Source organism: Scytonema sp. UIC 10036 (genome assembly GCF_009725235.1).
In genome coordinates this window covers 1-13,640 of sequence record NZ_WJFC01000284.1, presented here as the reverse complement: position 1 = coordinate 13,640, position 13,640 = coordinate 1, and the positions used below count along the sequence as shown (strand labels likewise).

Here is a 13,640-nt window from a genome sequence, read left to right as displayed (position 1 = left end):
AAGCGTGGCGCGAATGCGCCATAGGAGGGTTTCCCTCCGTAGGGGACTGGCGTTTGAGGAACGAAACCCAACATTTACAAGCATTTGTTGGGTTTCACACACGGGTTTAACCTTAGTTCCTCACTTAGCCGAGAAAACTCCTGCAACACACTGCTCTTTGCACGCGAGTGGTTCCCCAACCTCCGATTCTTATTTACCAAGAAACCCGATTTTAAGAAAAACCGGGTTTCTTCGATATTTTATATCTCAGAGAGAAAATTAATTTTGCAACAAAGAGGCGTTAAGTTCTAGGTTCTTCGCCCTCAACATACATTGGTGGCTCAATTGCAAAATTATTTAACTGACCTGCTTCATCAATTACATATCCATCTGTGGTATGTAATGTACCTTCTTCTTGCTCTTCAAAAGCCTCAAGTTGTTCCTTGTTCAATTCTGTTGGGGTATTGGCGGGAATTCTTTCATCTGGTGCATTGACTCCTATTGTCTGTGCCAGTTGTACGCCATAGTGGTCGTTACCAGGAGCACCTCTACCAATTTCTGCTTGTGCTGGATCTTCTGGTAATACTTGCTTTTCTGGATTATTCATAATATATTCCCTTCCTTAGATTGCTTTAAAAGCGTTGGTTATGACCTTACAGCGCACTTGTAAAGTCAAGCGTTGGATTTCCTATTAAGCTATCTTGACTGGTATTTACTTTTACTCCTTCCTTAGGAATTAAATAGCTCTGCTTTAGGTAATAGATCCATCATTAAAGCTTTTGCTATACATAAATTATGAAATTTTATGTATGGCAATGGCACAAAGAAGATATATTTATAGATCGTAATTTGTTCTACAACATCTACTTGAACTAAAATTTATGACAACTACACCCTACATTTTTCTAGCGGGCGCAAGTCGTGGCGTAGGTCGAGAAATTGCTAAGTGTTTGACGGAACAACAGCTAAAAGTCAAGTCACTTTTGAGAACAGAAGTGGCTCGTGCTGAACTGGAAGCTATGGGTATTGAGGTGGCTCTAGGAGATGCTTTAAATATAGGAGATATAGAAAATGCCTTGTTGACTGACGAACCCATTCATGCAGTCATCAGTACAATTGGTGGTTTACCTAAAGATGGAGAAAGAGCAGATTATATAGGCAATAAAAATCTCATTGATGTAGCAGTCAAAGCAGGAGTCAACAAATTCATTCTTGTTTCTTCCATCGGTAGTGGTAACAGTATCGTTGCTTTATCACCTCAAGCTCTTGAAACATTAAGACCAGTTTTAATGGAGAAAGAAAAAGCTGAAAAGTATCTTATCGAAAGCGGATTGACATATACAATTATTCGTCCTGGTGGGTTAAAATCAGAACCTGCAACGGGAAATGGAATTTTAACTGAAAACCCAAATATTGCAGGTATTATCCATCGTGCAGATGTTGCTCAGTTAGTTTGTCGTTGTTTAAATTCTGACAGTGCTAACAATAAAACTTTGTCAGCAGTTGATGAAAATATGTTGTTTGGGAACCTTATATTTGAGAAGTTCAGCTTAGATTAACATAATACCAATTCAAAAAATGTTTGCGACAGCTCCACGTGTAGGGGCGCAATGAATTGCGCCCCTACAACATCTATGTGTCTTTCCAAACATCGTCTTAGAGTTCAACATTTTCACTCCCCTGTTAATTGGCAAAATACTGTTCTTTTTCGAGGTCCATCTAACTCAAACAGTAAGACAGATTGATAAGTTCCTAAAGCTAATTTGCCATCGACAATAGGAATGATTTCACTCGTACTTAACGTCATTGCCATTAAGTGAGAATGGGCGTTCATCGGTTCATCGGGAGGTATGTTTTTTCTTAAATGCAGGTCATTGTGTAAGTAGCGATCGGATTCTGGTGCCAACTTCTGTAAATAAGCTTTAATATCTACTAACAATCTCTCTTCGTACTCGTTAATAGCTAATGCTGTGGTTGTATGACGAGAAAAGACTAAAAGCTGACCGTTTTGAATAGACGTTGATGCCAGAATCGCTTCAAGTTGTGGTGTAATGTTATGAATGTTAATTCCCTTATCTGTTTCAATTTCAATGAATTTATTAACAATTGGCATATAATTTCTAACTCTTAAGAGGATGTTTGAAAATGGTTAGTTGTCATTTTAATCACATTATACCCCCTTAGTCCCCCTTAGAAAGGGGGGAAATGGGAAATTGAGTTCCCTCCCCTTTCCAAGGGGAGGGTTAGGGTGGGGTAAAAAATATTTAATACATCAATCATGACTTTTCAAACATCCTCTAACTATAGTTTGTAACCTCTGACTAATCGCTCAATACCTTCTTCTGCTGTGTCCTTTTGCAATGCACCGCACGCAACGCGAAGGTAACATCCATCATCCATACCAAATGTATGACCTGGAATTACTGCGACTTGATGTTCTAGAATGAGGCGTTTGGTTAACTCAAAATCGTTGAGATCGGTATGAACTTTGAGGAAAAAGTAAAAAGCTCCATCACCAGGAACAATAGTACATATGTCTTGCAAACGATTCAGGGATTTGAGTACAACTTCTCTCACTTTTGCGATCGCTTCAATATGATTTTTCAAGAAATCTTCTTTTGCTTGTAGTGCTCCAAAAGCTGCATACTGGGAAACAACTGGTGGGCAAATGAGAATTGTATCCTGAACTTTTTTAACAGCAACCAACAGGTGTTCGGGAATAACCATATAGCCAATGCGCCAACTGGCAAAGCCATAAGCTTTAGAAAAACTGTACAGAGATATTGTATAGTCGCGACTTCCAACGAATGCACCTGGAGAAACGTGCTTGACTCCGTTGTAGGTGAAGTATTCGTAAGCTTCATCGCTGATGTGGTAGATTCCGCGATCGCGACAAATTTGATTGACTTGGCGCAATGCTTCTTCTGAATAAACTACCCCAGTGGGATTATTGGGGGAAACCGTCAGCACAGCCCGTGTTTTGGAAGTGATAGCTTCAGCGATCGCATCTGGGCGCAGTTGGTAATTTTCATCTGTTTTGACGAGAACTGGACGACAACCCGCCATCACAATTGCCATTTCATGATTGAAATAATATGGCGTATTGAGAATTATTTCATCTCCTACCGAAGTAATAGCAAGAACAGCATTCATAAATGCCATATTGCCACCTGCGGTTACCACAATACTGTTTTCTCCATTGATTTCAATACCATTAAAAGCCTCCAATTTTGCCTTTAAAGCAGTCAGCAATAGCGGAATACCCTCTACTGCTTTGTATAAATTATTATTTGGTTCAGATAAAAATTTAGGCAAAAGCTCTATGGCTTCAGGAGGTGGGCTATAGGAAACAACACCCTGTCCAAGAGAGATGGTTCCGGGATTGTTCCCAATGAGTTCACCAATTACAGGAATGATAGGCGACTGTACCGCCTGCATGCGTGATATGAGAGGTTCCATGCCAGATCAAATTTGAGTCAACCTTAATTCTCCCTCAAAAGTGAGGTCCACAGATGCAGGAATTTTGGTTAGAGAGTGAGGGTTGCGATCGGATACAACTGCGAATGCTTTCCCGAAGAAATCATGACTAGAGCAAATGGCGTCGTTTGAATTAGATAAAAATTTAGGTGCGCTTGCTCACTGTGACTCAACCGAGCATACAGCTTCCCGAATAAAGTTGTGAATTACTGCAAAACAGCTACAGTTAAATTATTTTATTTAACTTTAATTTACAGAACTCAATATATAGGCAAAACATATGTAAACAATTAATGATACTTCTGACATTTGACAGAATTAGAACTTAGCATGAATTGGGTCTCTATTAAGTTGAGTGCCTAAGAAACTTTCACAAATAGAAACCAAATATGAATATTACTATTGCTGGTTACAACTTCATCGAACTCCTTTATGACGGGACTACTACCTGTGTGTATCGGGCTTTACGAGAATCAGAGCAAACATCGGTAATTATTAAAACTCTTAAATCTGAGTATCCGACCATAGAACAAGTATCCAGATTACGACACGAGTATAAAATACTTCATAATTTAGAAATAGAAGGGATTGTGAAACCCCTATCTTTGGATAATTATCAAAATGGTCTGGCGCTAATTTTGTCAGATTTTGAAGGAGAAACTCTAAAAAACTTTCTGACTAACAAAAATTTACAATTAAATGTTTTTTTACATATTGCTATTCAATTAGCTTCTACCCTTGCTCAGTTACACCAAGCTAATATTATTCACAAAGATATTAAACCTCACAATATTTTAATTAACCCGAAAACAGGCAAAGTAAAAATTATTGATTTTAGCATTTCATCATGCTTATCTCAAGAAAACCTAAATTCCAGTAATTCTAATTTACTAGAAGGTACTCTCGCCTATATGTCTCCAGAACAGACAGGGAGGATGAACCGCTTAATTGATTACCGAAGTGATTTTTACTCTTTAGGTGTTACTTTCTATGAAATGTTAACAGGTCAGCTACCTTTTCAAGCTAATGACTCATTAGAATTAGTTCATTATCACATTGCTAAAATCCCAATACAACCTCAAGAACTTAACTTAGAAATTCCTTCAGTAGTTTCCGATATTGTCATGAAATTATTAGCCAAAACTGCTGAAGATAGATATCAAAATGCCTTAGGATTAAAAGCCGACTTAGAAGAATGTCTGCGACAACTGCAAACAACGGGAAAAATTGACAACTTTATTGTCGGTCAGCTTGATTTATATAGCCAATTTCTCATTCCACAAAAACTTTATGGTCGCGAGAAAGAAGTTACCATTCTCATGAATGCCTTTGAGCGAGTTAGTCATGGCGCAACTGAGATGATGTTAGTAAGTGGGTACTCTGGGATAGGAAAATCCTGCTTAGTCAATGAAGTTCATAAACCCATAGTGCGCCAACGAGGCTATTTTATTTCGGGGAAGTTTGACCAATTTAAACGCAATATTCCTTATGCTTCTTTAATTCAAGCTTTTCAAGAATTGAGTCGGCAGTTATTAACAGAAAGTAGTGAACAAATAGCAATTTGGCAAGCAAAGCTCTTAGCCGCTCTAGGTAACAATGCACAAGTTATAATTGATGTTATTCCTGAAGTTGAACGAATTACTGGACCTCAACCAGATGTTCCGCAATTAGGTCCTACTGAATCGCAAAACCGATTTAATCGACTGTTTCAGAAATTTATTCATGTATTTTGTCAACCCGAACATCCGTTGGTGGTGTTCTTGGATGACTTACAGTGGGCAGATTCAGCTTCATTAAAATTGATTCAGTTGCTTGCCAACGATCCAGATAGTCAATATTTATTACTTATTGGTGCATATCGAGATAACGAAGTAAATGCCACTCATCCGTTGATTTTGGTTTTAGAAGAAATTCAAAAATCTGGTGCAGTTGTCAACAATATTGTACTTCAGCCCTTACGGATTTCTCATGTTAACCAATTAGTGAGCGATACTCTCCACACTCACTCAGAAAAGTCAGAATTGCTAGCTGATTTGGTATACAAAAAAACTCAAGGTAATCCTTTTTTCTTAACCCAACTACTTAAATCTCTCTTTCAAGAAAAATTATTGTTATTTAATTTCAGCGAGCGTTGCTGGCAGTGGGACATCCATCGTCTCCAAAATATTGATATTACCGATAATGTGGTTGAATTAATGGTCAGCCAGATTCAAAAGCTGTTGCCGCCTACACAAAATGTTTTAAAGTTAGCTGCTTGTATTGGTGACAAGTTTACTTTAGATATTCTGAGTATTGTTAATCAAAAATCTTTATCAGAAACCGCCAAAGATTTATGGGAGTCTTTACAGGTAGGATTAGTTCTTCCCTTAAATCAGTCTTACAAAATTCCCCTGGTATTTGAGTCAGCAAATATAACGACTGTGTCGGAAAATACCCAGTCAACAATTACCTATAAATTCCTGCATGACCGAGTGCAGCAAGCCGCTTATTCCTTGATTTTGCCAGAGGCTAAAAAACACACTCACCTGAAGATTGGTGAACTGTTACTCAAGCATACTCCTGAAGCAGAACTCGAAGAAAATATATTTGAAATTGTCAACCAGTTAAATGTTGGTGCTGAATTAATTACCCAGCAATCTCAAAAAGATGAACTTGCACAACTTAATTTAATTGCTGGCAAGAAAGCCAAAGCAGCAACAGCTTATGAAACTGCCGTTCGGTATTTATCTAAGGGACTAGAACTTCTGTCTGAGAATAGCTGGAATTATCAATATAATTTGACCTTAGATTTGTATGTGGAAGCCACAGGAGCCGAGTATCTAAATCTCAATGTTGAACGAGCAACAAGTCTGGCGGAAGTAGTTCTCAAACAGGCGAAAAATCTGCTCGATCGAGTCAAAATTTATGAACTACAAATGCTGTTTTATATCCAGAGAAATCAAATGAAAGCCGCGTTAGAAACAGGGCTGAAAGTTCTGGATATGATGGGTGTAACTCTGGCTACTGTTCCGCCTGAGAAAATGGATGTGGAGGAGTTGGCGAACCGAAAAGAAATGACTGATGCAGAGCATTTAGCAATTATGCGGATTTTAGTCAGCTGTGCGGCTCCCGCTTATGCCACAACCCCAGAGGTATTTCCCAGTATTGCTTTTACACTTGTCAATCAAAGTGTTGAACATGGTAATACATCGCTATCTGCATTTGGATATGCTCTTTATGGCTTAATTCTATGCGCCCTGTTAGGAGATATTGAAACAGGATATCGTTATGGCAAACTCGGTTTAAAGTTGCTAGAGCAATTTAATGCTAAACAATTGACAGCTGCTGTTCACAATATAGTTCACGGACATATTATTCATTGGAAAGAGCATGCTAAAGAATGTATTGTTCCTTTGCTGGAAGGTGTGCAAACTGGGTTAGAATTTGGAGATTTAGAATGGTCTGGCTATGATTTTTTCTATGCTTGTGACCAGATGTTTTTTGTTGGTCAACCGCTGGAATTACTTGCACAAAAACAAGCACAGCATCTTGATTCTGTCATTAAACTCAAACTCGATTTTCCTAGTTCTTACCTCAAGAGTTGGCGAATTACAGTGTTGAAATTACTCGACGCCCCAGAGGAAGAATACCATTGCCATGGCGAAACTCTCGATGCTGATACCCTATTACCAAAGTTAATCAAAGTCGATAACAACATGTTGCTGTTTGCGGCTTACTTTTCCAGGACTATCCTCTATTTTTTTGCAAAAGATTACCCGCGTTCGCTTCATTATACGGCTTTAGCTGAAAAACATTTAGGAGGTGTAAACGGTATTAGTTTGAATGGTACTTATAGGTTGTATTATTCTCTCGCTCTCTTAGCTCAATATCCTAATGTTTTAAAGGATGAACAATCACAAATACTCGAAAAAGTAAACCAAAATCAGCAGAAAATGCAAGAATGGGCTGTTCATGCTCCTATGAACTTTCAGCACAAATACGATTTGGTGGAAGCAGAGAAAGCACGAGTTTTGGGACAAAGTTTAGTAGCAATGGATCTGTACGATCGCGCCATATCGATCGCCAAAGAACAAGGATTTCTTCATGAAGAAGCAGTAGCCTCAGAATTAGCAGCTGAGTTTTATTTTGCTCGTGGTAGAGAGAACGTAGCCAGAGACTATTTAACCCAATCTTACTATGCCTATGCTCAGTGGGGAGCAATACTCAAACTTAAAGATTTTGAGGCAAAATATCCGCATATTTTCTCCCGAAAGTTGAAGCGAAAAGCCAAAAATCTTGAGGCAAATCAGACAATTAGCTTTACAACTACAGGCAGTCCTGGGGTTTTAGATGTAGCCGCAGTTATGAAAGCTTCTCAAGCACTTTCTGGAGAAATTGTCCTGGATAAGTTGCTGACTAATTTGATGCAAATCTTAATCGAAAATGCAGGTGCAGAAAAGGGATTTTTAATTTTAGAAACAGCAGGAAAGTTACAAATAGCAGCTTCAGGAAATATAGATAAAGATGAAATAAATATCGAGCAATCAATACCTGTAGAAAGCAGTCATCAGCTACCAATCTCTATCATCAACTATGTCCAGAGAACACAGAAATATGTAGTTCTGAATGATGCTAACAGTGAAGATGTATTTAACCTAGATAACTATATCCTTACTCAAAAACCAAAATCTATTTTATGTACTCCAATCGTCAATCAAGGAAAGCTGATTGCCATTCTTTATTTAGAAAATAATTTAACAACTGGGGCATTTACACCAGAGCGCTTGGAAGTGTTACAACTGTTATCATCACAAGCAGCAATCTCAATTGAAAATGCCCGTCTTTATCACGATTTAGAAGAGTATAATCGCACACTAGAAGTCAGAGTAAAAGAGCGAACTCTGGAATTACAAGCTAAAAATTTGCAACTGCAACAGGAAATTCGCGATCGCCAAAGAGCAGAAGAAGCCGCAGCCACAGCCAACCGTGCCAAAAGCGAGTTTCTGGCTAGTATGAGCCATGAACTCCGCACGCCGCTCAATGGAATTTTAGGCTATGCTCAAATTTTGAAGAAAAATCAAAATTTAACAACTCAGGAAAAGAATGGTATAAACATCATTCATCAATGTGGCGAACATCTACTAACGCTAATCGACGATATTTTAGACATCTCTAAAATTGAAGCTCGGAAACTGGAACTTTATCCCAAAGAATTTTCTTTTCTAGATTTTCTGGAAAGTCTTGTGCAAATCTGCCGTATTCGTACTGAACAAAAAGGCATTTTGTTAACTTATCAGCAACTTTCTCCTCTGCCTAAAGTTATTAAAGCTGACGAAAAACGTTTGCGCCAGGTTTTAATTAATCTACTGAGTAATGCTGTCAAATTTACAGAAAAAGGTACTGTAACTTTTCAGGTGGGATATCATGAGAGAAAATTAAGGTTTCAAGTAGAAGATACAGGAATTGGCATTGCACCAGAGCAATTAGAAGAAATATTTTTGCCGTTTAAACAAGTAGGGGAAGATAGGCACAAGACTGAAGGTACAGGATTAGGATTGGCAATTAGCCGTCAATTAATTGAAATGATGGGTGGTGAAATTAAGGTGAAAAGTACCTTAGGTAAAGGCAGCGTTTTCTGGTTAGATTTAGATTTACCTGAAGTTTTATCACCAATTAGTGTTAATAAATTTGAAGAACGTAACATTATTAGTTTTGTTGGTGGTAAAAAGAAAGTTTTAGTGGTAGATGATAAATGGGAAAATCGTTCTGTTTTAGTAAATTTACTAGAGCCTTTAGGTTTTGAAGTTATAGAAGCAACAGATGGCTTAGATTGTCTTAACAAAGCACCAGAGTTTAAGCCAGATGTGATTTTTATGGACTTAGTTATGACTGTGATGGATGGTTTTGAAGCTACTCGTCGCCTGAGAATGTTACCAGACTTCAAGGAAGCAGTAGTCATTGCCATATCAGCCAGTGTTTTTGATTTTGATAAAAAACAGAGTCGAGAAGTAGGTTGTGATGATTTTCTTCCCAAGCCGTTCCGAGTTGCGGAACTTTTAGAAAAATTAAGAGTTCACTTGGGATTGGAATGGGTTTATGAAGAAATAAAAACCGATCTCAAAGAGCCAGAAGATGTTAAATTAAAATCAAAAATTTCAGATCGAGATTTGATTGCTCCTCCAGCAGAGGAAATGGCAATCTTACTCGATTTGGCAATAAGGGGGAACCTAAGGAGTATTGCACAAAGAGCAGCAAAATTAGAGGAGTTGGATGAAAAATGGTCGCCCTTTGCTACTCATTTACGCCAACTAGTTAAAGAATTTAAATGCAAACAAATCGTAAATTACATTAAAAAATATTCACACTTAACATGAAGTTAGTTAAGGTTATCATTTTTCATTTGTCATTGCTAAGATTTCTAGACATATTGACTTTTAGTAACCTAGTTCGGTTTATTTCCACCGACTTACTTGGTAGTCAATGGTATAAATTATTATCTTTTCTGCTCTCGTCGCGATTTTAAATGAGGTTTTATGAATATTGATTTTAATGATAAAGGTGTCATCTTAATTGTTGATGACAACCCAGCCAATTTAGAAATGTTGCTTGAGTTTTTAGCTGATGCAGGATTTACTGTTTTGGTTGCGGAAGATGGCGAAAGTGCGATCGCTGGCTGCGAATATGCCCCACCTGACATGATTCTGTTGGACATACTCATGCCAGTCATGGACGGTTTTGAAACTTGTCAACGTTTGAAAGCGAATCCATTAACGCAAGATATTCCTATTATTTTCATGACTGCACTCACAGCAACCGTGGATAAAATCAAGGGCTTGAGTTTAGGAGCAGTCGATTATGTTACTAAACCGCTACAACACGAAGAGGTTTTAGCCCGGATTGAGCTTCATCTTAAGCTGCGAAACTTAACCAAGGCACTGCAAGAGCAAAATCAGCGTTTAGAGAGAGAAATTTGTGAGCGCACGCAAGCAGAACAAAAAATCCGCGAACAGGCTGCTTTGCTAGGCGAACAAGCTGCTTTGCTAGATATCACTACAGATGCAATTCTCGTTAGAGATTTTGACAATCAAATCCGCTTTTGGAATCAAGGAGCTGAACATTTATACGGATGGCAGGTAACAGAAGTCATTGGTAAAAATATTAATCAACTTTTGTATCGACCGGAGAACTTACCACAACTACAAAATATCCAGAAAAGTCTTACCGAACATGGCTGCTGGGAAGGTGAGTTAGAGCAAGTTACCAAACAAGGCAAAAAAATTATTGTTGCTAGTCGCTGGACTTTAATGCGCGATCGACATGGACAACCTAAATCTATTTTGACAGTTAACACTGACATTACAGAAAAAAAACAACTTGAAAGCCAATTTCTCCGCACTCAGCGTTTAGAAAGTTTGGGTACACTTGCTGGTGGCATTGCCCATGATTTAAACAATATACTGACACCAATTTTATCGGCAGCACAACTACTACAGCTAAAACGCCCTGATTCCGATCTATGGAGTCAGCAATTGTTTAGGACGATAGAAACTAACACTAAACGAGGAGCTGCTTTAGTTAAGCAAGTGCTACAGTTTGCACGCGGGGTTGATGGTAAGCGCACAATTGTGCTAGTTAGCAATTTGTTCTCGGAAATGGAGCAGATTATTCACAGTACATTTCCCAAATCCATAGAATTTTCTCTAAATATTCAGTCAGATCTTTGGGCTGTAATTGGAGATGGCACACACTTGCATCAGGTACTGATGAATCTCATAGTCAATGCTTGTGATGCCATGCCCAATGGTGGTACTCTCAGCATTTCTGCCAAAAATCTGTTCATTGATGAACAGTATGCCCGGATGAATTTGGAGGCTAATGTCGGCCCCTATATTGTAATTACTGTTGCGGATACAGGAATTGGGATGCCGCCAGAAATCTTAGATAGAATATTTGAGCCGTTTTTCACGACTAAAGAGGTTGGTAAAGGTACAGGTTTGGGACTTTCAACCGTGCGAGGAATCATCAAAAGCCACGGTGGTTTTATTAATGTGCATAGCGAAATTGGGAAAGGAACTGAATTTAAATTGTTCTTGCCAGCAGTAAAGGCGATGGCAACGTCGCTAACTGAAAATCTTGATTTGCCATATGGAAATGAAGAATTAATTTTAGTAGTAGATGATGAAGCTAAAATTCTCGAAACTACTCAAACTTCATTAGAAAGTTATAACTACAAAGTAGTCACTGCCAGTGATGGTATTGAAGCGATCGCACTGTATGCTCGCTACCAAGATAAAATCAGTGTAGTTGTGGTAGATATGGTGATGCCATTGATGGATGGTGCAATGACCATTCGCACATTGCAAAAAATGAATCCGTTAGTCAAGATTGTTGCTGTTAGCGGTATAGTATACAGCAATAATCTTACCAAAGATGTGACTGTCAACAAATTTATTTCTAAGCCCTATACAACTCAAGAATTATTGCAAACTTTACGTGAGCTTCTTTACCAAGAACTAACAACTGTTGGCCCTAGTCCCACCAATTATGTTCATTAAATTCGCCAATTACTAGATCTGTTAGTTGCTGGAGGCCTTCAGTTCTGAGAAAATGCGGGAATATATGGAAAATCAAGTAAAACTCGGCTGGTTGATTGATAGAAAAAACCGCCGAGTAGAAATCTATGCATTTGGCAGTCATCTTCTAACTTTTAACTGATATTGCAACTGCCTGTGAAGAATTTTCTAATTGGCGCTTTCCTCTAATTATCATCTTCACTTTATCCGCAGGGGCAAGGGTAACGCCTCGTCGTTGAGGTTTTTCTAATTCATGGCTAGCTAGCTCAAACTGATAGCGTGACAGAAGAGTTGCCAAAACTAACTTTAATTCAAACAGAGCTAAAGCCTCACCAATACAGCGACGCGTACCACCACCGAAGGGCATGAACTCATAAGGAGAAAATTGACGTTCCAAAAAGCGTTCTGGTCTAAACTCCTTGGGCTGCGGATACAAATCTTCTCGTTGATGCAGAAGATAAATGCAGCCGAAAAGTAAAGTATTGGGATATAGCTGATGTCCGAGCAATTCGACAGGTTCTTGAACTTTCCGGGCGAAAGTTAACATTGCTACCGGATGAATCCGTAAGGTTTCATTACAAACAGCTGTGAGATAAGGTAGTTTAACAATGCTCATTAGATCGGGTGAATCACCAAGCGAGCTAAGTTCATGCAGAAGTTTTTCGCGTACTTCTGGCAAACGGTGAATCCAATATAATCCCCAAGCCATAGCTGAGGCGGTGGTTTCATTTCCCGCTAATAGCAGAGTTATTAATTCATCTCGCAACTCTCGATCTGTCATCGATTGACCTTCTTCATCTTTTGCTGAAATCAGTAACGAGAGAATATCAACGCGATTTGGATCTGCTTTTGCGCGGCATTCAGCAATCTCTGTATAAAGTATTTTATCAATTTTCTCCCTCCAACGTAGAAACTTTCCCCAAAGGCTCCAAGAGCCTAAATCCTTTTGTAAAAAGGGAAAGAACAGCAAACTAGAAGTTAAAGGAGATTGAAAAACATCTGTTAACTGCCCAAGTAAATGCTTGAGTTGTTGGTAACGCTCTCCTTCGGAAACACCAAAAACCGTCTTTAACATGACTTGCAGGGAGATGTCTTGCATTGCATTCCGAGCTGAGAAGGGCGTGTTCTGCGGTATGCGATCGTAAACTTTTTCAGCAAGAGAACGGATTGTCTGAGCGTAGGCTCGCATGCGATCGCCATGAAACGGAGGCATCATGAGTTGCCGTTGCTGTCTGTGTTGTTGTCCGTCCAAAATCAGAACTGAGTGTTCCCCAACTAGAGGTAGTAGAATCTTGTTTTCCTTGCCTGGGCTTGTATACTTCCTTCTATCGTTGGTTAAAATGTCCTGAATTGCCTGGGGATGGTTGACAAATACTAAAGTGTTCCCAAAACCAACTACCTCACCTGTAAAAATATCCGGATGTTGCTGAACTGCACTTTCCATATATCCCACAGGGTTAACCACCCATTGAATTTTTTGCAACAAAGGTGGGGTTTTGAGTCGATTGGGTAATGGTATCTGATTTTTCATAAAAGAACTTTGCAAATCATATTCTTGACTCGATCTTAGGACATGGGGCATAGAGATCGGGGCATAGTAAGAAATAATTTATTGCCCCCTACCCCCTACTC

The 13,640-nt window shown here is 38.8% G+C and carries 7 protein-coding genes and 1 pseudogene; 4 read left to right on the top strand and 4 right to left on the bottom strand.

Going from position 1 to position 13,640, the window contains the following annotated elements:
- Positions 1-280: 280 nt before the first annotated feature.
- Entirely contained in the window at positions 281-586 is a 306-nt protein-coding gene (locus F7734_RS56785) for a hypothetical protein (protein WP_155752960.1), read from the bottom strand.
- A 274-nt stretch (positions 587-860) separates the two neighbouring features.
- On the opposite strand from F7734_RS56785, the gene F7734_RS56780 reads away from it, so the two are divergent.
- A complete protein-coding gene (locus F7734_RS56780; protein WP_155752959.1) occupies positions 861-1,538 on the top strand; it encodes an SDR family oxidoreductase in 678 nt (225 codons plus the stop codon).
- A 113-nt stretch (positions 1,539-1,651) separates the two neighbouring features.
- Here F7734_RS56780 and F7734_RS56775 read toward each other — a convergent pair whose 3' ends face one another.
- A complete protein-coding gene (locus tag F7734_RS56775) occupies positions 1,652-2,092 on the bottom strand; it encodes a secondary thiamine-phosphate synthase enzyme YjbQ (protein WP_155752958.1) in 441 nt (146 codons plus the stop codon).
- Between the two features lie 188 nt (positions 2,093-2,280).
- Positions 2,281-3,438, bottom strand: a complete 1,158-nt coding sequence (locus tag F7734_RS56770; protein ID WP_155752957.1) for a pyridoxal phosphate-dependent aminotransferase — start codon at positions 3,436-3,438, stop codon at positions 2,281-2,283.
- A 407-nt stretch (positions 3,439-3,845) separates the two neighbouring features.
- Here F7734_RS56770 and F7734_RS56765 point away from each other — a divergent pair, with 407 nt between their 5' ends.
- The 3 genes and pseudogenes from F7734_RS56765 to F7734_RS56755 all read left to right on the top strand — a co-directional run.
- The gene (locus F7734_RS56765; protein WP_155752956.1) at positions 3,846-9,809 is read left to right on the top strand and encodes a hybrid sensor histidine kinase/response regulator; all 5,964 of its coding nucleotides are present in this window, start codon (positions 3,846-3,848) and stop codon (positions 9,807-9,809) included.
- Positions 9,810-9,968: 159 nt separating this feature from the next.
- Positions 9,969-11,990: a response regulator gene (locus tag F7734_RS56760; protein ID WP_155752955.1), complete on the top strand. Its 2,022-nt coding sequence runs from the start codon at positions 9,969-9,971 to the stop codon at positions 11,988-11,990.
- Between the two features lie 46 nt (positions 11,991-12,036).
- Positions 12,037-12,117: pseudogene (locus F7734_RS56755) on the top strand (Uma2 family endonuclease); the annotation flags it as partial.
- A gap of 18 nt (positions 12,118-12,135) precedes the next feature.
- On the opposite strand, the gene F7734_RS56750 reads toward F7734_RS56755, so the two are convergent.
- Entirely contained in the window at positions 12,136-13,539 is a 1,404-nt protein-coding gene (locus tag F7734_RS56750; RefSeq protein WP_155752954.1) for a cytochrome P450, read from the bottom strand.
- Positions 13,540-13,640: the final 101 nt, after the last annotated feature.

Excerpts from the sequence above, each read along its gene's own strand:
- F7734_RS56785 (WP_155752960.1), bottom strand. The coding sequence starts at position 586 with ATGAATAATCCAGAAAAGCAAGTATTACCAGAAGATCCAGCACAAGCA.
- F7734_RS56780 (WP_155752959.1), top strand. The coding sequence starts at position 861 with ATGACAACTACACCCTACATTTTTCTAGCGGGCGCAAGTCGTGGCGTA.
- F7734_RS56775 (WP_155752958.1), bottom strand. The coding sequence starts at position 2,092 with ATGCCAATTGTTAATAAATTCATTGAAATTGAAACAGATAAGGGAATT.
- F7734_RS56770 (WP_155752957.1), bottom strand. The coding sequence starts at position 3,438 with ATGGAACCTCTCATATCACGCATGCAGGCGGTACAGTCGCCTATCATT.
- F7734_RS56765 (WP_155752956.1), top strand. The coding sequence starts at position 3,846 with ATGAATATTACTATTGCTGGTTACAACTTCATCGAACTCCTTTATGAC.
- F7734_RS56760 (WP_155752955.1), top strand. The coding sequence starts at position 9,969 with ATGAATATTGATTTTAATGATAAAGGTGTCATCTTAATTGTTGATGAC.
- F7734_RS56750 (WP_155752954.1), bottom strand. The coding sequence starts at position 13,539 with ATGAAAAATCAGATACCATTACCCAATCGACTCAAAACCCCACCTTTG.